Raw genomic sequence first — 20,108 nt, 5'->3', positions numbered from 1 at the left:
TGTGCGTACCAGATCAGGATCGCGCGCGGCGGTGACCGCGCTCGTCGCGGCGCTGGCGCTTGGTGTTGCCGGTTGTGTCCCTCCGGACGAACCGGAGGCGTCCCCGTCGGGTGGCGGCGGCAACGCGGCGCAGCAGTTGGGTGAGCTGACCGTCGCCGAGGCCGGCTCGATGAAGGGCTACAGCCGGAGTCGTTTTCCGCACTGGCGGAACACCGGCAAGAACTGCGACGTGCGGGACACCATCCTGCAGCGCGACGGCGAGGACGTGAAGCTGTCCGGCTGCAACGTGGTCGGTGGTCGCTGGGAGAGCGTGTACGACGGCCGCAGCGCCGCCGACCCCTCTGAGGTGGACATCGACCACATGGTGCCGTTGGCCAACGCGTGGCGTTCGGGCGCCGACGAGTGGGACGACACGAAGCGTGGCGACTTCGCCAACGACACGACCCGACCGCAGCTCTTCGCGGTTTCGGCGTCGTCGAACCGGTCAAAGGGTGACCAGGACCCGTCCCAGTGGAAGCCGGCGAACCGGTCGTACTGGTGCCAGTACGCGGAAGACTGGGTGGCGGTCAAGCACTACTGGCGGTTGACTGTGACAAGTGCCGAGAAGTCCACTCTGGCCGACATGTTGGAGGGCTGCACGGTGGGGAGCAACTCGTGACAGAGGCCGAGGAGACCGGCGACAAGGGCCCGGCCACAGCCGGCATGACGGCGGACGGTGCCGCCGAAACCCAGGCCGCCGTGCCGGGGGCCGGCATGGTCGCGGATTCCGATGGTGCCGGCGGCGCGCAGAGCCGCACCGCCGACATCGTGCCAGGTCCGGGTGGGGTGATGACCGACGAGGTCGGGGTGGTCACCGGCGAGCTGACGCTGCGCACCGAGTACGCGGACGGCACGGTCACGCTGCATGTGCAGTACAAGGACGCGGACGAGTGGTACGTGGTGACCGGCGGGTCGGTCCCGCTGGGCGACCCGGCCGGGCTGGACGCGGTGCACGGTGTCGCGGTGGCCCTGCTGCACCGCCCGGAGGGCTGACGACCTCCGGCACCGCGTCCAGTCTCAGACGTACGAGCCGGGCTCGCTGGGGGCGGAGACCACACCCGGCGAGTCACCCTCGCCCTCGGGACGGACGATCTGCACGCTGACCTTGTGCGGGCGCAGCTCTCCGCTGGCGATCTGCTCGGCGAAGTGGCAGGCGACCCGACTTGTGCCGATCTCCCGCAGCACCGGCCGCTCGTCCTTGCAGCGGGTGGGCTGCGCCCACGGGCAGCGGGTGTGGAAACGACACCCGGACGGCGGGTTCGCGGGCGAGGGCAGGTCGCCCGCGAGCAGGATCCGCTCCCGCCGGTCCTCCACGTCCGGGTCCGGCACCGGCACCGCGGACATCAACGCCCGGGTGTACGGGTGCAGCGGCTCGGTGTAGAGCCGGTCGCTCGGCGCCTCCTCGACCAGCGCGCCCAGGTACATCACGCCGACTGTGTCGGAGATGTGCCGGACGACCGCGAGATCGTGCGCGATCACCAGGTAGGTCAGCCCCAGGCTGTCCTGTAGCTCGTCCAGCAGGTTCACGACCTGAGCCTGGATCGAGACGTCGAGCGCCGAGACCGGCTCGTCGGCGACGATCAGCTCCGGCCCGAGCACCACGGCGCGGGCGATACCGATGCGCTGGCGCTGCCCGCCGGAGAACTCGTGCGGATAGCGGGACAACGCCCAGCGGGGCAACCCCACCGCGTCCAGCGTCTCGCCGATGATCCGCCGACGGTCGGTGCGGTCGGTGCCGATCCCGTGGGTCTGCAACCCCTCGGTCAGGATCGACTCGACGTTCTGCCGCGGATCGAGGCTGGACATCGGATCCTGGAAGATCATCTGCATCCGGCGCCGCATGGTGCGCAACTTGCCCGGCGGCAGCGTCGTCAGCTCGACGCCGTCGAAGCTGACCTCGCCCGCAGTCGGCGGGGTGAGCTGGAGCAGCGCACGGCCGAGCGTGGACTTTCCGCAGCCCGACTCGCCGACCAGGCCGTACGTCTTGCCGCGCGGGATGCTCAGGTCAACTCCGTCGACCGCCTTCACGTGCCCGACCACCCGGTCGAAGAGCACTCCCCGTTTGATCGGGAAGTGCACCTTCAGGTCGCGTACCTCGACGAGGATGTCGTTCTCGCTCACGCCAGCGCTCCGCTTCGCTCCGCGCCGGCGCGAGACGCCACGCTGCTGTGCCTGATGGTTCGCTCGCTACGCTCGCTCACGCTGATTCCTCCTCGCGGGGAGCGGGCACCGTGCCGGGCACCGGCTCCGGGTTGACGCACCGGTAGCTGCGCCCGTCGTAGGTGTGCGCCAACTCCGGCGGCTGCCCCACGCACTCGTCCGTGCGGCGGGCGCAACGCGGGGCGAAGGCGCAGCCGTCCGGCCAGGGCAGCAGGTCACGGACCGAACCGGGAATCGGGGTGAGCTTCTCGCCCCGCCCGGCGTCCAGGCGCGGCACCGAGCCGAGCAGACCCACGGTGTACGGGTGACGCGGCTCGCGGAACAGCGGACGACGGCGGGCCGTCTCCACCACCCGGCCGGCGTAGAGCACGTTGACCGTGTCGACCATCCCGGCCACCACACCGAGATCGTGCGTGATCATCAGCAACGCGGTGCCGGAATCCCGCACCAGCTCCTTGAGCAGCTCCAGGATCTGGGCCTGGATGGTGACGTCCAGCGCGGTCGTCGGCTCGTCGGCGATCAGCAGCCGAGGTTGGCAGGCCACCGCCATCGCGATCAACGCCCGCTGCCGCATCCCGCCGGAGAGCTGGTGCGGGTACTCCTTCAGCCGGCGCTTCGGGTCCGGGATGCCGACCCGGTCCAGCAGCGACGCCGCCTCCTTGGCTGCGGCGTCGCCCTTCATCCCCCGGTGCCGGGTGAGCACCTCGGTCACCTGCAACCCGATCGGGATCACCGGGTTCAGCGAGGAGAGTGGGTCCTGGAAGATCATCGCGATGTCGCGACCCCGGATGTCCCGCCGAGACCGGTCGTCGAGCTGGAGCAGGTCGGTGCCGTCGAAGACGGCCTTGCCACCGACCCGCAGGCCGGGCTGCTTCGGCAGCAGACCCATGAGCGCCAGCGAGGTGACGCTCTTGCCGCAGCCGGACTCGCCGACCAGGCCGACCACCTCACCGGCGTCGACGGAGAAGGACACACCGTCGACCGCGTGCACGGCCCGCTGGCCGCGCCGGGCGAACGTGACGGAGAGATCGTCCACTTCGAGCAGTGCCATTACTGGCCTTCCGTTCGCGACTGCGGGGCTCGCAAGCTCACTCCTCGCGCTTCACACATACCGGGCCTACTTCCGCAGCTTCGGGTCGAGGGCCTCGCGCATCGCCTCTCCCAGCAGGGTGAAGCCGAGCGCGGTGATGATGATCGCGACCGCCGGGTAGATCGCCAGCGACGGCCGGATGCCGAGGTACTGCTGCGCGTCGGCGAGCATGACCCCCCACTCCGGTACGGCGGTGTCGGGGTTACCCAGGCCCAGGAAGGAGAGCGCCGCGGCCTCGATGATCGCGGTCGCCAGGGTCAGGGTGGCCTGCACGATCACCGGGGCGAGCGAGTTCGGCACCACGTGGGTCAGCGCGATCTTCGACTTCTTCACGCCGAGCGAGGTGGCCGCCAGCACGTAGTCGCTGTTGGCCTGCGAGATCATCGAGCCGCGCAGCAGCCGCGCGAAGACCGGCACCGAGACCACACCGACGGCGATCATCACCGTCGTCAGGCTGGCGCCGAGCAGGGCGGCGATGCTGACCGCCAGCAGCAGGCTCGGCATCGCCAGCAGCATGTCGACGAACCGCATCAGGGTGGTGTCGATCCACCGCCCCCACCGGCCACCGAGGCCGGCCGCGGCACCGGAGATGCCGCCGATCAGCGCGCCGACCGCCAGGCCGATGAGGGTGGAGACCACGCCGACCAGCAGGGTCTGCCGGGCACCCACGATCATCCGGCTGAACTCGTCCCGGCCCTGGTGGTCGTAGCCGAACCAGTGATCGCCGTCGGGGCCCGGAATGACGCCCGGCTTGATCAGACCCTCGCGGATGCCGATCGTGTCGGTCGGCGCGTACGGCACGAGGAACGGCCCGATCACCGCGACCAGCACGAAGATCGCCAGGATGATCGCACCGACGATCGCCGCCGGGTTGCCGCGCAGCCGGCGGAACGCCTCCTGCCAGAGGCTGACGCCACGCTCGTCGTCGCGGGCGGCCAACTCCGAGAGCCGGTCGATCTTTTCGCGCTTCTTGCCCGGGCTGAGGGTCATCGGACCCTCACCCTCGGGTCGATGAAGCTGTAGGAGAGATCGACCAGGAGGTTCACCAGCACGTACACCACCGCGATGATCAGAATGAAGCCCATCAGCACCGGATAGTCGCGCTGGCCGATGGCCTCGGCGACGAACGCTCCGATGCCACTGAAGGCGAAGACGGTCTCGGTCAGTACGGCACCGGAGAGCAGACCGCCGGCGAGCAGGCCGATCGAGGTGGCCACCGGCAGCATCGCGTTGCGCAGCACGTGTCGGCCACGGACCGTCCGCTCGGTCAGGCCCTTGGCCTCGGCGGTCCGAACGAAGTCCTCGTTGAGAACCTCCAGCACGCTCGCCCGGGTTATCCGGACGATGATCGCCAGCGGGATGCTGGCCAGCGCGATGGCGGGCAGCACCAGATGCCAGAGGGCGTCGGCGGCCGCGTCCCACTCGCGGGTCATCAGCCCGTCGAGGACGAAGAAGTTGGTGACGCGGGTCGCCCCGAGCGTCGGGTCCTGCCGGCCGCTGGACGGGAACCAGTGCAGGTTCTCCGAGAAGATCGCCTTGAGCACGTAGCCCAGGAAGAACACCGGGATGCAGATGCCGATCAGCGAACCGCCCACGGACGCGTGGTCCAGGAACCGGCCACGACGTCGGGCGGCCAGATAACCGAGCGGGATGCCGACACCGATCGCGATCACCATGGCGGTGATGGTCAGCTCGACGGTGCCGGGGAAGCGCTCGATGAACTCCGTGGTGACCGCCCGCTTGGTGGAGGTCGAGGTGCCCAGGTCGAGCTTGATCATCCGGCGAACGAACCGGCCGTACTGCACCAGGATGGGCTCGTCGAGGCCCATGTTGTGGCGGATGGCGGCACGCATCTCGGGCGTGCCGCGCTCGCCCAGGATGGCGGTCTCGGGGCCGCCGGGAAGCCGACGTAGCCAGATGAAGAGCAGGAGGGAGAGCCCGAACAGCGTGGGTATCAGCTGAAGCAGGCGTCTGACGATGAACCGGAACACGGCGGCCTCGAAGGGGTGCGGAGGGTTGCGGGCGGGCGCTGTGCGACAGCGCCCGCCCGCGTTCCTTGCGTCAGATCAGACTTACTTGAACTCGGCGCTGGCGTACCGCTCGTCGGTGAGCGGGCTCGCCTTGACGCCGGTCACGTCCTTGCCGAACACGATCGCCGGCGGCGAGTGCGAGATCGGCACACCGGGCAGGAAGTCCATCACGGACTTGTTCAGGGCCTTGTACTTCTCGGTCCGGGCCGCGATGTCGGCGGTGCTGTCCGCGTCCTTGAACTGGTCGAACAGGGCCTGGTTGGTGAAGCCCCACTCGTCCTTCGGCCGGTCGAAGAAGGTGCCGATGAAGTTGTAGGCGTCGCCGTAGTCGCCGGTCCAGCCGAGGAAGTGGATGTCGTGCTTGTTCCCGGAGGTGGTGGCGTTGAGGTAGTCCGGGCTCCACTTGAGCGGGATCGCCTCGACGGTGATGCCAACAGCCTTCAGGTCCGCCGAGAGCAGCTCGAAGATGTCCTTCGGGTTCGGCATGTACGGCCGGGTGACCTCGGTCGGGTAGTGGAACCGCAGCGTCAGGTTGGACGCGCCCGCCTCGGCCAGCAGCGCCTTCGCCTTGGCCGGGTCGTACGTGTACTTGGTGACGTCGCCGTTCCAACCCTCGACGGTGTCCGGCATGAAGTTGTCGGCGACCTTGGCGCCCGGGGGCAGCTTCGAGTCGACGAGCTGCTGACGGTTCAGCGCGTACGCGATGGCCTGCCGGACCTTCAGGTCGGCGAGCTTCGGGTTGCCCTTCTGGTTGATCGCCAGGTAGAGCACGTTGAACGCCGGACGGGTGAGGACGTTGAAGCCCTCGCCCTTCAGCGGCTCGACGTCGGCCGGGCCGACCAGGTCGTAGCCCTGGATGTCACCGGAGCGCAGCGCCTGCTTGCGGGCGTTCTCGTCCGAGATCGTCTTGAAGATCAGGGTCTTCAGCTTGGCCTTGGGGCCGGCGTAGTCCTCGTTGCGCTCAAGGGTCAGCGTCTTGTTCGCGACGTCCCAGGCCTTGAACTTGAACGGGCCGGTGCCGGTCGGGTGCTCCGTCGCGTACGACGGGTACTTGATGTCCTCGGAGGTGCCGCCCACGTTGCTGGCGTCGAACTCCTGCAGCGCCTTCGGGCTGTGGATGGAGAACGAGGGGAGCATCAGCGCGGCCGGGATCTTGCTGGAGACCCGGGTGAACGACAGGTCCACAGTGGTCGCGTCCTTGGCGGCGCACGACTTGAAGAGGCTCGGCGGCAGGTCCGCGTTCTCGTTCGCGGCGAAGCCACCCATGACGTCCTGCCAGTAGGCGGTCACGTCGGGGCTCTGCATGAGGCCCTTGGCGTTGTACCACCGGTTGAAGTTGACGCAGACGGCCTCGGCGTTGAAGTCGGTGCCATCGTGGAACTTCACGCCGGACCGGAGCTTGAAGGTCCAGGTGGTGCCGGCGGCGTCCGGAGTCCAGGACTCGGCCAGGCCGGGGGTGACCTTGGTGCCGCCCTCCTCCGGTCGGACCAGGGTCTCGAAGACCTGACGGGCCACACGCAGCGACTCACCGTCGCTGGCGAAGCTCGGGTCGAGCACCTTCGGGTCTCCGGCAACGCCGAAGACGAGGGTGTCCTTCTTGCTACCGCCGGAATTGTCATCGCGGTTGCTCTCGGCGCAGCCTGCTACCGCGAGGGCCGCGACCGCGACGGCCGCTATCGCGACCTTCGGCCTGGGTGCACGCATCGTGCTTCACCTCGTCCTTGGGGGTACGGACAACGTGGTGACAGGGGTCACCGATGGCGGTGACCATAGCTCCCGTGGCGTCCAGCCGGAAACTGCCGGGTGGACGGTTGGTATCGGATCGTGCCTCAATCGTCGCTTGACATTCGAATCGAAGGTAATCGGCGTCCAGAACCGAATAATCGGTACCCGCGATGCCAAACTGTTACGTCGATGCGGCCGCAGGGGCAAGCAGGTGTCAGATCGTTTCCGGGCAGTGGCCGGGCCGAGACGTCGATGGTCGGCACCCGGACCGGGTGCCGACCATCGGCGCGTACGACAGGGATTCAGACGGCTCGGCGCCCCTCGAAGGCCCTCCCGAGGGTGATCTCGTCGGCGTACTCCAGGTCGCCGCCGACCGGCAGCCCGCTGGCCAGCCGGGTCACCGCGATGCCCATCGGCTTCACCATCAACGCCAGGTAGGTGGCGGTCGCCTCGCCCTCGGTGTTCGGGTCGGTGGCAAGGATCAGCTCCCGCACCGTGCCCTCACCAAGCCGGATCAGCAGCTCCCGGATACGCAGATTGTCCGGACCGATCCCCTCCAGCGGATTGATCGCGCCGCCGAGCACGTGGTACCGGCCGCGGAACTCACCGGTCCGCTCGATGGCCACCACGTCCTTGGGCTCCTCGACCACGCACAGCACCTCGTTGGTGCGGCGTGGGTCGCGGCAGATCCGGCACTGCTCCGACTCGGCCACGTTGTAGCAGGTCGTGCAGAACCGCACCAGCTCCTTGACCTTGCGCAGCGCGCCGGCCAGACGGTTGACGTCGGCCGGATCCGCCGACAGGACGTGGAACGCGATCCGCTGGGCACTCTTCGGACCGACGCCCGGCAGCCGACCGAGTTCGTCGATCAGATCCTGGATGGCACCTTCGTACATCTGCCGGCTCAGAAACCGGGCAGGCCGAGGCCGCCCATGCCACCGGCGACCGGGCCCATCTTGCGCTCGGTCAGCTCCCGCGCGGCCTCGGCGGCGTTGTGCATCGCCGCAACCACCAGGTCCTCCAGCGTCTCCACGTCGTCCGGGTCGACGGCCTTTGGGTCGATCTTGATCGCCTTGAGCTCGCCGGAACCGGAGACGGTCGCGGTGACCAGCCCACCACCGGCAGTGCCGGTCAGCTCGGCCTCGGCCAGCTCGGCCTGGGCGGCGGCGATCTGCTGCTGCATCTTCTGCGCCTGCTTCAGCATCTGCTGCATGTTCGGCTGTCCACCTGGGCGCACGGATGGCTCCTTCTCGCACTCGTCTGCTCGGCCGCCGCCCAGCCTAACCGCTGTGACCGCCCCCGCCCCGTCCGGTGCGTACGCCCACGCCGAGCCGCCGGGTACGGCTACCACTACCCGCAACCGGCCATCTACCGGTAGTGCGCCGGGCACCCCCGCGCTGGTCTGCTCGACGGCATGAACCTCAGCCGCACCGGCCGCGTCGGAGCGCTGTGCTGGGTGGCGGCAGCACCGGTCTTCCTGGTCGCCAACCTGATCACCGGCGTGCGCTGGCAGCATCCGCCCTACAGTTGGGCCACCAACAACATCAGCGACCTCGGCAACGTCGGCTGCGGGGTCTGGGACACCACCCGGCCCCGCTACGTGTGCTCACCCTGGTATCCGCTGATGAACGCCGGGATGCTGGCCACCGCCGTACTGCTCGCCTCCGGCCTCCTGCTGACCTGGCGGATCGTCGGTCGCGGCGGCGTGGTGCGCTCCGCCCAGACGCTCCTGCTGCTGGCCACCACCGGGTACGTCCTCGCCGCCCTCTATCCGGCGGACGTCGACGAGAACCTGCACGTCCTCGGCGCATTCCTGATCATGGGAGCGGGCAACGTCGGCCTGCTCGTCGCCGTGCTCGCACCGAACAGCACGCTGCTCGGCCGGTGGCGACGGCTCACCCTCGCCGCCGGGCTCACCGCGCTGGTCGGCACGGTGCTGTTCATCGTCCAGCACGGCGTCGGGATCGGGGTGGGCGGCATGGAACGCGTAGCCGTGCTGCCCTTCCCACTCTGGGCGTGCTGCCTAGGCGTCCTGCTAGCCGAAAGCCCAACCCCAGCAACGCAACCCCCAGCCCCCTAACCAGCCAAGCCGCCCCCCAGCCCCAACCGCCCCGTCGCCCCAACCGCGCTCCTCGCCCCGCCCGCCCCGCCCCGCCCCGCCCCGCCCCCGTCGATCATGGAGTTGTGGTGCCCGGTTGGGCCTGCAACGGGTGGTTTGTCACCCACCACAACTCCATGATCGACCGAGGGGTCGGGGGGTGGTGGATCAGCGGGCGTCTACCTCGTCGATCTTTTCGGCGCCGAACGTCTCCCGCAGCAGCCGTACCGCCTGCTCCTCGCTGGACTCCCGGGCGGTCTTCTCGTCGATGACCTCGTCCAACGGCTCGTCGCCCGGGTCGAACCCCTCGTAGACAGGCGCAGCCGGCGCCGCGCCACCCGGCCTGCCGCCGCGCGACGGGCCGTCGAAGTCCGGATCGTAGGGCGGCTCGCCGGCCCATTCGGCGTCCGCGACGGGCCGGGCTGCCGCTCCGGTACGCGCACCGCGTCCCGCCGCCGCCGCGCGAGCTGCGGCGATGGCGCTGCTCACCGGGGCACCACCGGCTGTCGCCGGCTGCCGGGCCGCCGGTGTCGGGTTACCCCGCACACCCGGCTTACCGCCGCCGGCAGCAGGGCCGGAACCACCTGAACCGCCTGCTCCGGTGCCATGCCCGCCCGCGCCGTTGGTGCCCGTGCCATGCGCGCCGGTGCCGTTGGTGCCCGTGCCGTGCGCGCCCGTGCCGTGCCCGGCGGTGCCGTTGGTGCCTGTGGCGTGCCCGCCGGTCGGTGCAGGTGCCGAGCCGGAGCCGTCCAGTGCGACGCCGGAGCCCGCGCCGTTTGCGGCCGACGCGCCACCCGGACGAGCGGCCTCCGGCCAGTCCTCGTCATCCGTCGCCTCGGCAGCGGGAGCACCACCGCCGGGGCGGGCCGCTTCCGGCCAGTCGTCGTCGTCATCTGCCGGCGCGGTGGGCGGTGCTCCACCCTGCCGGCCCGCACCGTGGCCACCGGAGCCATCCCCGCCCGTTCCGTCGGGCAGACCACCACGGGCGCCCGAGCCGGCAGCACCGGTCGGATTCGCTGGGGCAGCCGGCGCGTTGGTCGGGCCGGAAGTGGCGGCTGAGGTCCGCGCAGCAGACGGCACGCCCGTCGGAGCAGCAGCGGTGTTCATGCTCGTCGGGGCGGGCTGCACGCTCGTCGGAGCAGCAGCGGCCTGCGCGTTCGACGCGGCCGACGGCGAGCCCGACGCGGCAGTAGCGGCCTGCACATTCGACGGGCCGGATGCGGCGCTCGGATTCGCGGGGGACGACTCGGCCGGCGCGGAGGGCGATGCGGCGGCGCGGGGCGGCGTGGAGGGCTGTGCGGCAGCGCGGGCCGGCTCGGAGGGCGGTGCGGCAACGCGGGGCGGCTCGGGCGGCGCGGCAGCGCGGGCCGGCGCGGCGGACTGCGAGCGGGGCGGGCCGGACAGCGACACGCCACCGCGCTCGCCAGCCACCTCGCAGCGAATCTGCCAGCGGCCGCCCAACTCCTCGTAGAGCGCGTCGGTGAGCACCGCCGCATGGTCGGCCATCATCTTGGCCAGCACGGTGGACTTCACCGTCAGCACCAGCATGTCGCCGTCGAGTTCGCGTACCACCGCGTCGCGCATCAGTGCGGCGATCCGCTTGTTGGTGCGGTTGACCTTGCCGACCACGTCGGGCCAGACCCGGCGGACCGCGACCGCGTCCAGCGCTGCGGCGGGGGCACCCGGTCGGGGCGGCGCTGGCGTGGCCGGGTCGGGAAGCACCGCCGACGGCGGCACCACGCGACGCGGGGCCGGGGAGCCGGCGCCTGGTCCGGCGGGCGAGACGGGTGCGTCCCGGTCGGCGGATGCCTGGCCGGCGGCGGGCGGCACCGGGATCGACGCGTCGACGGCCGAGGGACGCGAGGCCGATGCGCCCGAGGCCGCCGCATGCGACGAGTCAGCACCGACGGCGGCAGCCGCGTGCGGCACCCCAGCACCGGCAGAGCCCGAGGTGTGCACGGCCGGCGCCTGCGACACCCCGGCGGCGGCAGCGGCAGCCGCGCGCGCGGCGGCAGCGCCCGAGCCGGCAGCGCCCGAGGCGGGAGTGTTGTGCGGTGCGGGCTCCGCCGGATCGACCGCCCACGGCGGTGCGGAGGTCGGGGCGTTCGCGGGTGCCGGGGTGGCGGCAGCCGGAACCGGTGGGGCGTGCTGTGGGCGTACCCCTGGGTTGGTGGCGGCGTCGGTGCCGCTCAGGGTGAGCCGGCGTTCCATGCGTTCCAGGCGCTGGAGCAGGCCGCGGGTGGAGTCGTCCGCGCCGGGCAGCAGCATCCGGGCGCAGATCAGCTCCAGCAGCAGGCGGGGCGCGGTGGTGCCGCGCATCTCCACCAGGCCGTCGTGGACGATGTCGGCGCAGCGGGACAGCGTGCCCGGGCCGAGCTGCGCGGCCTGGGCGGCCATCCGCTCGATCTGGTCGGCGGGGCCGTCGATGAGGCCCTTCGCGGCGGCGTCCGGCACCTGCTGGAGCACGATCAGGTCGCGCAGCCGCTCCAGCAGATCCGACGCGAACCGGCGCGGATCGTGCCCGGCCTCGGCCACCCGGTCGACGGTGGCGTACGCGGCGGCGCCGTCCCCGGCGGCCAGCGCGTCGCACATCTCGTCGATCAACGCGGCGTCGGTGACGCCGAGCAGCGCGGCGGCCCGCGCGTAGGTGACGCCCTCGGGGCCAGCGCCGGCCATGAGCTGGTCGAGCACCGAGAGGCTGTCCCGGGCGCTGCCGCCACCGGCGCGGACCACCAGCGGGAACACCGCCGGCTCGACGGAGACGCCCTCGGCCTGGGTGAGTTGCTCCAGGTACGGGCGGAGGACCTTCGGCGGGATCAGCCGGAACGGGTAGTGGTGGGTTCGCGACCTGATCGTGCCGAGGACCTTCTCCGGCTCGGTGGTGGCGAAGATGAACTTGACGTACTCCGGAGGCTCCTCGACCAGCTTGAGCAGGGCGTTGAAGCCCTGGGTCGAGACCATGTGCGCCTCGTCGATCACGTAGATCTTGAAGCGGCTGCTGGCCGGCGCGAAGAAGGCGCGTTCGCGCAGCTCACGGGCGTCGTCGACACCGCCGTGGCTCGCCGCGTCGATCTCGATCACGTCGATGGAGCCGGCGCCGTCGGTAGCCAGCGAGCGGCAGGACTCGCACTTGCCGCACGGCTCGGGGGTGGGGCCCTGCTCACAGTTGAGCGAGCGGGCCAGGATCCGGGCGCTGGAGGTCTTGCCGCAGCCACGTGGGCCGGAGAAGAGGTAGGCGTGGTTGAGCCGACCGCTGCGCAGCGCCTGCGACAACGGCTCGGTGACGTGCTCCTGCCCGATGACCTCGGCGAAGGTACGCGGCCGGTACTTGCGGTAGAGCGCCAGCGTCACTCGTCCCGCCTCCTCTCGACCGAGCCATTCTGCGCCGCTCGGGCGCGGGTGACCACCCACCCCGCCGGCCCCGGCACTGGTTGTGGCGGGTTGTGGCGGGTTGATCGACTCCATATCGGCGATATGGCGGTGTCCACGGCCCGGGACAGCCCCACATCGGCGACCTGGAGTGGATCGAGGGCCCCGGAGACAAAAAGGCCTCCCGTGCACCCGGCAGAGCTCGCTTATCCTTGCTGCCTTCCGGCCCTGGGGAGGTTCACGAGATACCGCCGCACGGGAGGTGACGCCCAGCCTACCCGACGACCCGTCGATCTTCAGGGGGTGGTGGGGTGGCCCGGCCGGCGAAGGCCTGTATCCTGGCTCGCGGAGGATTCGCCTAGAGGCCTAGGGCGCACGCTTGGAAAGCGTGTTGGGTTTACACCCTCACGAGTTCGAATCTCGTATCCTCCGCTCATCTGAGCAGCACCAACGCCCGGCAGACCATTATCGGTCGGCCGGGCGTTGGTCTTGTGGTCTCATCGATGCCGTGACGGACGCGGCGTGGCAGTGGGACGAGACGTTGTACGCGGGCAGCGCGAGCCACTACAGCGTCGGGCGCATGCCCTACCCGCCCAGCCTCGTGGAGGCGGTCGGTAAGGAACTCGACCTCGACGGCACCGGCCGGCTCCTGGACGTCGGCTGCGGGCCGGGGTCGTTGACGCTCCTGTTCGCGCCCCGGTTCGAGGCGGCGGTGGGTGTCGACGCCGACCGGGGCATGATCGACGAGGCGCGGCACAGGGCAGCCGAGGTCGGAGCCACCAACGTCGAGTGGCGGCACCTGCGCGCCGAGGCCCTGCCGGCCGATTTGGGTACGTTCCGGGTGGTCACATTCGCCCAGTCGTTCCACTGGATGGACCGGCCGCTCGTGGCCCGGCGGGTCCGCGACATGCTCGCGCCCGACGGGGCCTGGGTCCACATCCACGCCAACACCCACCAGGGCGTGACCGGGGACGACCTGCTGCCCCACCCCCGGCCGCCGTGGCAGCAGATCGATGAGCTGGTTGCCAGCTACCTGGGGCCGGTACGCCGAGCCGGCCAGGGTTGGCTGCCCGCCGGCACCCCCGGCGGCGAGGACGAGATCATGCGGCAGGCGGGCTTCACCGACCCGACCCGCATCGAGGTCGACCCCGCGATGGTCGTGGAACGCTCCGTCGTCGAGGTCATGTCGGCGGTGTTCTCGCTGTCCAGCTCGGCGCCGCACCTGTTCGGCGAACAGCTCCCCGCGTTCGAGGCGGACCTACGTCACCTCCTGATGGCGACGGTACGCGATGGCCTGTTCGCCGAGCGGCGGCGCGAGGTCGCCGTGTCGATCTGGCGTCTCTGACACCGGCTAACCACGGGCGCGAGCCCAGGAGAGGAAGCGTTCGGTCAGCCGGGCCGGATCCAGGTCGGTGAGTTGTTCGCCGGCCTCCGCCTGGACCGTCGCCAGGTAGACCGTCAACGCGATTCGGTCGTTGCGGTACTCGCCGAGCAGCCGCAGCTTCGCCGCCGAACAGGGCCACGCGATGCCGCACGCCGCGCAGCGCCAGGTGGGACGGGTCGGCAGGTGATCCCGGTGTCGGCGTCGGGGCATGGGCGGCTCCTCCTTCGCAGTGGAAGAGGGCCGCCGCGCCCCCGACCGGAGGCGGGCGGCCCTCCGACTGACGCCGACCGCCGGGCTTCGTCGCCTCCACCGGTCGCGTCGTCTTCTGTGGACCACCGTCGCGCGCGTCACCAGACAGGTACACCGCGTAGCGATATGGTCGGCAGATATTCGAGACATCCAATGGAGGGGCCGTGAACGACGCGCTGCGGGTGGCACTCAGCGACACCGGGCACACCACCGAATCCCTCGCCGAGACCGTCGGCGTCGACCCGAAGACGGTCGCGCGCTGGTTGACCGAGGGCCGCATCCCACACCCTCGGCACCGGCTCGCGGCGGCGGAGGCGCTCCATAAGGACGTGTCGGACATCTGGTCGGACACTTCGAGACGCCGTGACCCCATCTGGTTCCGTCCTTGGCAGGAAATCGAGCGCGAGGCGGTATCGCTGCGTTGGTTCGAATCGACCGTCCTGCCAGGGCTGCTCCAGACCGAGGCATACGCCCGCGCCGTGCTCGGTGGCGCGGGCCTCATCCCCCGGACCGAAATCGAGCGGCACCTCGCGGTGCGCCTCGGCCGGCAGGGCGTTCTCCGGCGGGACGACCCGCCGCAGTTCACGGCCGTCATCGACGAGGCGATCCTCCGCCGGCCGGTGGGCGGCCGGTCGACCATGCGCGAACAACTGCTGGCCGTGGTCGCGGCGTGCGCGGAGCCGCACATCCGGGTGCACGTGGTGCCCCGCACGGCCGGCGCGTACGCGGGGCTCAACGGACCGTTCGTGATCGCCCACAGCCACGACCACCGGGTCGCCGGCTACCTGGACAACCAACTCCAGGGACAAGTGGCTAGCGACCCCGAGGACATCGCGGCCATGATGGCGGCATGGGAGAACGTGCGCGGCGAGGCGCTGTCCCACTGGCAGTCGGTCGATCTGATGACGGAAGTGGCGGAGTCATGGAGTTGAATGGCGCCCGGTGGCGCAAGAGCAGCCGCAGCAGCGGCAACGGCGGCGCGTGTGTCGAGGTCGCCGACAATCTGCCCGGCGTGGTCGGCGTACGGGATTCGAAGGACCCGAGCGGGCCGGTGCTCGCCTTCGCGCCGACGGCTTGGCGCGCGTTCGTCGCGCACATCGCCCACCACGCCTGACTGCGGGCAGCCCAACACGAGATCTTGGACAGTTTCCGTCAGCGGCGAACGGAAACTGTCCAAGATTCGAGTCAGTTCACCGTCCCCGCCGGCCAGCAGGTCGAGCGATCCGGGGATCGATGCCAGCCCGCCCGGAATCCGTCGTACACATGTTCTATCCACAGGCTGTGGACAGCGGCGGCCTGGGTCAGGAGCCGTCGCGCAGATCGGCGAGGCGTTCGGCCCGGAAGCGGATCTCGTCGAAGGTCACGCCGCACCCCTCGCCCGTCGGCGACTGGCCCGCGAACCCGATCCGGTCGCGGGACGTCTCGCCGTCGAAGCCGAACACGCGGATCAACTGCCAGGTCCGGCCGTCGAGTGAGGCGTGGTACGCGTAGACCCGCCCGATTCGCGAGACCCGCAGCCACACCGACCGGTCGGCCACGACGAAGGCGTTCGCGTCGTCGGCAACGCCCCGGCAGATGACGGACACGATCATGGGCTCTGCCTCGGGCGAGAACTCGAAGCACAACTTGCCCCAGCACCGCTCGTCGCGCCAGAGCAGGAGCACCCCGGCGTCGAAGGTCGCGCCGAAGGCCACGGTGACCCGGGCACTGAACTGGAAGTCACCCTCCGGCGGCAGGTCGCCGAGCAGCGTCGCCGCGTTGAGGACGGGCGCCGGGCCCTCGCCCCCGTCGACGCTGCCACTCGGGTCGATGAAGAGGTCCGTACGCGGCTGCGCCGACACCGTCACGGCACCGTTCGCCTCGTCGACCCGCCAGAGCCCCGCGGACGAGGGCGTGAGCGGGGACGGCATACCGGGGACGGTCAGTTGATCAGGCACGGATACGACGGTACAGCGGGACCTGATCGACGGGTACGGTCCGGGGGCGACGCCGGGGCATCCTCGAAACCCGTCGTACACATGTTCTATCCACAGGCTGTGGACGGCGGAGGGTTCGATGGGTTACCAGCTCAGCGCGGTCGTCGCGGATGTGGAGCTGCTCCGCGAGCAGACCGCCGAGCTGGATCACGCCGTCCTCGGCGAGCTGCGGCAGGACTTCGCGCTGCTGCCGGTGACCCCGCAGTTGGTGGTGGAGCTGACCGGGTCACTGCCGGACTTCGCGGTCGACGATCGCAGCGCCGAGCACCCGTTCGGCCTGGTGCTGTCGCCAGCGCTGACCGAGCTGCTGACCGGCTGGTCGCAGTCGGGGCCGGTGGCGTACGTCGAAGCGGAGTTCGGCGGTGGCGCCGGCTACCAGTCGGCGGCGGTGTGGCTCGGCGGCGCGGTGTCGTGGGGTCCGCAGTTCGACGACGTGTTGGACGCGCCGCGCGAGCAGTGGCCGATCAACGCGGCGCTGATTCGGCTCGGCGTCGAGCGGGGCACGTGGATCGACCCGTTCGCCGAGGTGGGCCTGCACCTGGAGCGGAACACCGACGGCTGGCTGGCGCACGGGCGGCGGCGGCTCAGCGCCGACTACTGGGACGAGCTGGTCGAGCAGTGGGAAAACCAGTAATCCGGCGACGGGCAGCAACCTGAGCGGCCCGGTCCCGTTGGGGACTGGGGGATTCCATGAAATTGCGACAATTTGCGTTTATTGCCATGCTGATGATGGCTGCCTCGATCGCCGGCAGCGGCGCGCCACCAACCGGGCCGATCCCGGCGAACCAGCCCGCCGGCAACGAGATCGTCGACCTGAACGGCCTGCGCAACATCGAGTTCGGCGACACCGAGGACGAACTGACCCGCCGGGGCATCCTGCGTACCGACCTGGACGGCTGCGGCCCGACGCTCACCGGCCACGACACGGTGAGTCCCGTCTTCGTCGAGGCCAAACTGGTGCTGCTGTGGGCCGGCGACCCGATGCGGACACCCGAGGGCATCACGGCCGGCTCACCCGTCGACCAGGTCTGGGCCCGCTATCCGTGGGTCACCCGACTGCCCGCTCCACAGGGGACGCACCGGCTCGACGGGTTGCTCGCCCGCACCGGCGACCGCGCGTACCTCTTCCTGCACGACGGGCGCACCGTCCGAAAAACCATCGCCGGGTACGCCGACTGGGCCCGCCGCCTCTTCGACGAGGGCGCGGGCCCCTGCTGACCCGACCAGACAAGCTCGAACGCCCGGCCGATCCTCGCGGACCTGCCGGGCGTTCTCGCACTTCAGAGCGGTGGCGGAGGGATTTGAACCCTCGGAGGGCGTAAACCCTCACACGCTTTCGAGGCGTGCTCCTTAGGCCGCTCGGACACGCCACCGCCGACGAGGGTACAGGACCGCCGGTTCCGACGCCGAACCGGTATCACCGGAGTCGGCCTGGCAGGATCTTTGCCATGAGTACGCACATCGGCGCGAAGCCGGGCGAGATCGCCGAGCGGGTCCTGATGCCGGGCGACCCGCTGCGGGCCAAGTGGATCGCGGAGACCTACCTCGAGGGTGCCACCTGCTACTCGACGGTCCGGGGCATGTTGGGCTTCACCGGCCGCTGGAACGGCGTCGAGGTGTCCGTCCAGGGCTCCGGCATGGGCATGCCGTCGGCCTCCATCTACGCCCACGAACTGATCAACGAGTACGGCGTGAAGACGCTGATCCGGGTCGGCTCCTGCGGTGCTCTCAGCACCGACCTGCAACTGCGGGACGTGGTCGCGGCGATCGGGTCGTCGACCGACTCGAACATGAACCGGATGCGTTTCGACGGGTTGATCGACTACGCGCCGGTGGCCGATTTCGGGCTGCTGCGTACCTCGGTCGAGGTTGCCGAGCGGCGCGGCATCGCTATGCGCGTCGGGCCGATCCTCGCGGCGGACGCCTTCTACACCGACCGGCCTGACCTCTACGACACGCTCGCCGACTACGGCGTGCTGGCGGTGGAGATGGAGTCGGCGGCGCTCTACACGATCGCCGCCCGGTTCAAGGCTCGCGCGCTGACCGTGCTGACCGTCAGCGACCACATCAAGACGGGTGAGAAGACCACGTCGGAGGAGCGGGAGCAGACCTTCAGCCAGATGGTCGAGATCGCCCTCGACACGATCATCGCCTGACCCTTCGTCCTACCGCCGCCCCGTCGTCCCGTCCGGACGGCGGGGCGGCGTGCTGCGTACCGACGGGTGACGACAGTCACTGAAGAAAACAACACGACCGGTCGTGCTTATTGAGTACGGTGTCGACATGACCGCTGACGGACGTCTCGCCCGGGGAGAGCGCAGCCGCAACGCCGCGCTGGACGCGGCCGTGGTGCTCGCCACCGAGTCCGGCCTGGACGGGCTCAGCCTCGCCCAGCTCGCCGACACGCTCGGGGTGAGCAAGTCGGGCCTCTTCGCGCACTGGCGGTCGAAGGAGGCGCTCCAACTCGCCGCGATCGACCGCGCGGTGGCGCTCTGGCAGGAGCGGGTCATCGCACCGGCGCTGCTCGCCCCACCCGGCGTACGGCGGCTCCGCGCTCTGCACGACGCCCGCCTGGACTTCTACGCCACCGGCGTGCTCCCCGGTGGCTGCTTCTTCGCCAACACCCAGTTCGAATTCAACGCCCGCCCCGGCCCGGTCCGCGACCGGCTCGCCGAGACGTACCGCCAGTGGACGGCGTACCTCGAACGCCTCGTCCAGCAGGCGGTCGACGCCGGCGAACTCCCCGCCGACCTGGACGTCCCGCAGTTGGCGTACGAAATCGACGCGCTCGGGATGGCAGCCGCGATGAACTCCCGGATGCTCGACCCGGACGCCGCCTACCGGCACGCCCGCGCCGGCCTGCTGAACCGCCTGCGGGCGCTCTGCCCCGACCCGAACCTGCTAACGGAAGGCCCCTCATGAGCAACGCCGTCGCCGACCAACCCGCCGTCGACTTCGGGCACGTCGAGCACGTCACGGTGCACTTCGACGACCTCGACGCGATGGGCATCCTGCACAACGCCCGGTACGCGGTGCTGCTGGAACGGGCCCTGACGCCGTACTGGACCGAGCGAGGGCTGGCCTACCGGGGCAGCGCCACCCCGCCGGACCTGTTCCACGCGGTCCGCGAGTTCACCATCAGCTACCGGGCGCCGATCGTCACCACCGGCCCGGTGGCGGTGCACTTCTGGCTTGAGAACTTCGGCACCAGCAGCGCCGAGTACGGCTTCCAGTTCCGCTCGGTCGACGGCGGCACGGTGCACGCCGAGGGACGACGGGCGATCGTCCGCCTCGACCCGGCGACGCTTCGGCCGGCACCGTGGACCGAGGCCGCGCGGGCCGTGGCCGCCACCCTGCTCCGCCCCGCCGCCGTGGCCTGACCTGAGCAGCGTCCCGTCCCAAGGGGGAGGGATCAGCGGAAGAACGCCCGCAGGACGGCGGCGGTTTCGGCCTCCAGCACGCCGCCGTACACCTCGGGTCGGTGGTTGAGCCGGCGGTCGCGCAGCACGTCCCAGAGGGAGCCGGCCGCGCCGGTCTTGGGTTCCCAGGCACCGAAGACGACGGTGGAGATCCGGGCCAGCACCAGCGCCCCCGCGCACATGGTGCACGGCTCCAGGGTGACCACCAGGGTGCAGCCGTCGAGCCGCCACCGGCCGGCAAGCTCGGCACCCCGGCGCAGGGCCAGCACCTCGGCGTGGGCGGTCGGGTCGCCGGTCAACTCCCGCTCGTTGCGTCCGATCGCGAGTTCGGTGCCATCCGGCCCGTAGAGCACCGCACCCACCGGCACGTCGTCGACGTCGACTGCGCCCACGTCGTCGACGGCGGGGCCGGTGACGGCGACCTCCAGGGCCCGGCGCATCCACAGTTCGTGTCGCTGCCGCCGGCCAATCTGCCCCGGCTCGGCCAGCCCTTCGTGAGCACCCGGCCCGGCACGGCCAAGCACGCCAGTCGTCTCCAGCAAAGGATCCGTGGCGTCGGCCGGCTCCGC

At 70.7% G+C, this 20,108-nt stretch carries 22 protein-coding genes, 2 tRNA genes and 1 other RNA gene; 12 read left to right on the top strand and 13 right to left on the bottom strand.

Annotated features, from left to right (window positions below; genetic code table 11):
- The first annotated feature begins 1 nt into the window (after position 1).
- Positions 2-658: an HNH endonuclease family protein gene (locus ABZ780_RS17900; RefSeq protein WP_357009688.1), complete on the top strand. Its 657-nt coding sequence runs from the start codon at positions 2-4 to the stop codon at positions 656-658.
- On the top strand, positions 655-1,032 hold the full coding sequence (locus ABZ780_RS17895) for a hypothetical protein (RefSeq protein WP_357486693.1): 378 nt from the start codon (positions 655-657) through the stop codon (positions 1,030-1,032). The genes ABZ780_RS17900 and ABZ780_RS17895 overlap by 4 nt, the downstream gene beginning before the upstream one ends.
- A gap of 24 nt (positions 1,033-1,056) precedes the next feature.
- On the opposite strand, the gene ABZ780_RS17890 is transcribed toward ABZ780_RS17895, so the two are convergent.
- The 7 genes from ABZ780_RS17890 to ABZ780_RS17860 form a co-directional block, all read right to left on the bottom strand.
- The gene (locus tag ABZ780_RS17890) at positions 1,057-2,160 is read right to left on the bottom strand and encodes an oligopeptide/dipeptide ABC transporter ATP-binding protein (protein ID WP_357486691.1); all 1,104 of its coding nucleotides are present in this window, start codon (positions 2,158-2,160) and stop codon (positions 1,057-1,059) included.
- 76 nt (positions 2,161-2,236) lie between these two features.
- Entirely contained in the window at positions 2,237-3,250 is a 1,014-nt protein-coding gene (locus ABZ780_RS17885) for an ABC transporter ATP-binding protein (protein WP_357486689.1), read from the bottom strand.
- Between the two features lie 66 nt (positions 3,251-3,316).
- Positions 3,317-4,279, bottom strand: coding sequence for an ABC transporter permease (locus ABZ780_RS17880; RefSeq protein ID WP_357009678.1), 963 nt, complete (start codon positions 4,277-4,279; stop codon positions 3,317-3,319).
- Positions 4,276-5,280: an ABC transporter permease gene (locus ABZ780_RS17875; RefSeq protein WP_357009675.1), complete on the bottom strand. Its 1,005-nt coding sequence runs from the start codon at positions 5,278-5,280 to the stop codon at positions 4,276-4,278. The genes ABZ780_RS17880 and ABZ780_RS17875 overlap by 4 nt, the downstream gene beginning before the upstream one ends.
- Positions 5,281-5,361: 81 nt before the next feature.
- A complete protein-coding gene (locus ABZ780_RS17870; protein ID WP_357009672.1) occupies positions 5,362-7,023 on the bottom strand; it encodes an ABC transporter substrate-binding protein in 1,662 nt (553 codons plus the stop codon).
- 323 nt (positions 7,024-7,346) lie between these two features.
- Complete coding sequence (gene recR, locus ABZ780_RS17865) at positions 7,347-7,940, bottom strand: recombination mediator RecR (RefSeq protein WP_357009669.1); 594 nt, start codon at positions 7,938-7,940, stop codon at positions 7,347-7,349.
- Between the two features lie 8 nt (positions 7,941-7,948).
- Entirely contained in the window at positions 7,949-8,257 is a 309-nt protein-coding gene (locus tag ABZ780_RS17860) for a YbaB/EbfC family nucleoid-associated protein (protein ID WP_357010708.1), read from the bottom strand.
- A 201-nt stretch (positions 8,258-8,458) separates the two neighbouring features.
- Between ABZ780_RS17860 and ABZ780_RS17855 the strand changes: the two genes are divergently transcribed.
- A complete protein-coding gene (locus tag ABZ780_RS17855; protein WP_357486687.1) occupies positions 8,459-9,124 on the top strand; it encodes a DUF998 domain-containing protein in 666 nt (221 codons plus the stop codon).
- A 186-nt stretch (positions 9,125-9,310) separates the two neighbouring features.
- Here the strand turns inward: ABZ780_RS17855 and ABZ780_RS17850 are convergent, their stop codons facing one another.
- Together ABZ780_RS17850 and ffs are read right to left on the bottom strand one after the other, a co-directional pair.
- A complete protein-coding gene (locus ABZ780_RS17850) occupies positions 9,311-12,493 on the bottom strand; it encodes a DNA polymerase III subunit gamma and tau (protein ID WP_357486685.1) in 3,183 nt (1,060 codons plus the stop codon).
- Between the two features lie 193 nt (positions 12,494-12,686).
- Positions 12,687-12,776: signal recognition particle sRNA small type (ffs, locus tag ABZ780_RS17845), an RNA gene on the bottom strand.
- Between the two features lie 82 nt (positions 12,777-12,858).
- Between ffs and ABZ780_RS17840 the strand changes: the two genes are divergently transcribed.
- Positions 12,859-12,943, top strand: a tRNA-Ser gene (locus ABZ780_RS17840).
- 76 nt (positions 12,944-13,019) lie between these two features.
- The gene (locus ABZ780_RS17835) at positions 13,020-13,856 is read left to right on the top strand and encodes a class I SAM-dependent methyltransferase (protein WP_357486683.1); all 837 of its coding nucleotides are present in this window, start codon (positions 13,020-13,022) and stop codon (positions 13,854-13,856) included.
- Positions 13,857-13,862: 6 nt separating this feature from the next.
- On the opposite strand, the gene ABZ780_RS17830 is transcribed toward ABZ780_RS17835, so the two are convergent.
- Entirely contained in the window at positions 13,863-14,105 is a 243-nt protein-coding gene (locus tag ABZ780_RS17830; protein ID WP_357486681.1) for a flavin reductase, read from the bottom strand.
- A 203-nt stretch (positions 14,106-14,308) separates the two neighbouring features.
- Here ABZ780_RS17830 and ABZ780_RS17825 point away from each other — a divergent pair, with 203 nt between their 5' ends.
- Positions 14,309-15,076, top strand: a complete 768-nt coding sequence (locus ABZ780_RS17825) for a helix-turn-helix transcriptional regulator (protein ID WP_357486679.1) — start codon at positions 14,309-14,311, stop codon at positions 15,074-15,076.
- Entirely contained in the window at positions 15,067-15,258 is a 192-nt protein-coding gene (locus tag ABZ780_RS17820) for a DUF397 domain-containing protein (protein ID WP_357486677.1), read from the top strand. The genes ABZ780_RS17825 and ABZ780_RS17820 overlap by 10 nt, the downstream gene beginning before the upstream one ends.
- A gap of 187 nt (positions 15,259-15,445) precedes the next feature.
- On the opposite strand, the gene ABZ780_RS17815 is transcribed toward ABZ780_RS17820, so the two are convergent.
- Positions 15,446-16,081: a DUF1349 domain-containing protein gene (locus ABZ780_RS17815; RefSeq protein ID WP_357486675.1), complete on the bottom strand. Its 636-nt coding sequence runs from the start codon at positions 16,079-16,081 to the stop codon at positions 15,446-15,448.
- A 118-nt stretch (positions 16,082-16,199) separates the two neighbouring features.
- On the opposite strand from ABZ780_RS17815, the gene ABZ780_RS17810 reads away from it, so the two are divergent.
- A complete protein-coding gene (locus ABZ780_RS17810) occupies positions 16,200-16,754 on the top strand; it encodes a hypothetical protein (RefSeq protein WP_357486673.1) in 555 nt (184 codons plus the stop codon).
- A gap of 92 nt (positions 16,755-16,846) precedes the next feature.
- Positions 16,847-17,338, top strand: a complete 492-nt coding sequence (locus ABZ780_RS17805) for a hypothetical protein (RefSeq protein WP_357486928.1) — start codon at positions 16,847-16,849, stop codon at positions 17,336-17,338.
- Positions 17,339-17,406: 68 nt separating this feature from the next.
- Here the strand turns inward: ABZ780_RS17805 and ABZ780_RS17800 are convergent.
- A tRNA-Ser gene (locus ABZ780_RS17800) sits at positions 17,407-17,493 on the bottom strand.
- A gap of 75 nt (positions 17,494-17,568) precedes the next feature.
- Between ABZ780_RS17800 and deoD the strand changes: the two genes are divergently transcribed.
- The 3 genes from deoD (at position 17,569) to ABZ780_RS17785 (ending at position 19,500) form a co-directional block, all read left to right on the top strand.
- Positions 17,569-18,276 carry a purine-nucleoside phosphorylase gene (gene deoD, locus ABZ780_RS17795; RefSeq protein WP_252417441.1) on the top strand — a complete coding sequence of 236 codons (708 nt, stop codon included), beginning with the start codon at positions 17,569-17,571 and terminating at the stop codon, positions 18,274-18,276.
- A 127-nt stretch (positions 18,277-18,403) separates the two neighbouring features.
- A complete protein-coding gene (locus tag ABZ780_RS17790) occupies positions 18,404-19,042 on the top strand; it encodes a TetR/AcrR family transcriptional regulator (protein WP_357486671.1) in 639 nt (212 codons plus the stop codon).
- On the top strand, positions 19,039-19,500 hold the full coding sequence (locus ABZ780_RS17785) for a thioesterase family protein (RefSeq protein WP_357486669.1): 462 nt from the start codon (positions 19,039-19,041) through the stop codon (positions 19,498-19,500). The genes ABZ780_RS17790 and ABZ780_RS17785 overlap by 4 nt, the downstream gene beginning before the upstream one ends.
- Before the next feature lie 32 nt (positions 19,501-19,532).
- Here the strand turns inward: ABZ780_RS17785 and ABZ780_RS17780 are convergent, their stop codons facing one another.
- Positions 19,533-19,979, bottom strand: coding sequence for a nucleoside deaminase (locus ABZ780_RS17780; protein ID WP_357486926.1), 447 nt, complete (start codon positions 19,977-19,979; stop codon positions 19,533-19,535).
- Between the last annotated feature and the right edge of the window lie 129 nt (positions 19,980-20,108).

It is taken from the genome of Micromonospora sp. NPDC047467 (assembly GCF_040643095.1).
Taxonomy (GTDB): Bacteria; Actinomycetota; Actinomycetes; order Mycobacteriales; family Micromonosporaceae; genus Micromonospora.
Note: the sequence above shows the minus strand (reverse complement) of the source record. Positions and strands in the feature narration are given on the sequence as shown.

Bases quoted from the DNA above. Each gene is read 5' to 3' on its own strand.
- ABZ780_RS17885 (WP_357486689.1), bottom strand. From the start codon at position 3,250: ATGGCACTGCTCGAAGTGGACGATCTCTCCGTCACGTTCGCCCGGCGC.
- ABZ780_RS17880 (WP_357009678.1), bottom strand. From the start codon at position 4,279: ATGACCCTCAGCCCGGGCAAGAAGCGCGAAAAGATCGACCGGCTCTCG.
- ABZ780_RS17870 (WP_357009672.1), bottom strand. From the start codon at position 7,023: ATGCGTGCACCCAGGCCGAAGGTCGCGATAGCGGCCGTCGCGGTCGCG.
- recR (WP_357009669.1), bottom strand. From the start codon at position 7,940: ATGTACGAAGGTGCCATCCAGGATCTGATCGACGAACTCGGTCGGCTG.
- ABZ780_RS17860 (WP_357010708.1), bottom strand. From the start codon at position 8,257: ATGCAGCAGATGCTGAAGCAGGCGCAGAAGATGCAGCAGCAGATCGCC.
- ABZ780_RS17855 (WP_357486687.1), top strand. From the start codon at position 8,459: ATGAACCTCAGCCGCACCGGCCGCGTCGGAGCGCTGTGCTGGGTGGCG.
- ABZ780_RS17830 (WP_357486681.1), bottom strand. From the start codon at position 14,105: ATGCCCCGACGCCGACACCGGGATCACCTGCCGACCCGTCCCACCTGG.
- ABZ780_RS17820 (WP_357486677.1), top strand. From the start codon at position 15,067: ATGGAGTTGAATGGCGCCCGGTGGCGCAAGAGCAGCCGCAGCAGCGGC.
- ABZ780_RS17810 (WP_357486673.1), top strand. From the start codon at position 16,200: ATGGGTTACCAGCTCAGCGCGGTCGTCGCGGATGTGGAGCTGCTCCGC.
- ABZ780_RS17805 (WP_357486928.1), top strand. From the start codon at position 16,847: ATGATGGCTGCCTCGATCGCCGGCAGCGGCGCGCCACCAACCGGGCCG.
- deoD (WP_252417441.1), top strand. From the start codon at position 17,569: ATGAGTACGCACATCGGCGCGAAGCCGGGCGAGATCGCCGAGCGGGTC.
- ABZ780_RS17790 (WP_357486671.1), top strand. From the start codon at position 18,404: ATGACCGCTGACGGACGTCTCGCCCGGGGAGAGCGCAGCCGCAACGCC.
- ABZ780_RS17785 (WP_357486669.1), top strand. From the start codon at position 19,039: ATGAGCAACGCCGTCGCCGACCAACCCGCCGTCGACTTCGGGCACGTC.
- ABZ780_RS17780 (WP_357486926.1), bottom strand. From the start codon at position 19,979: ATGCGCCGGGCCCTGGAGGTCGCCGTCACCGGCCCCGCCGTCGACGAC.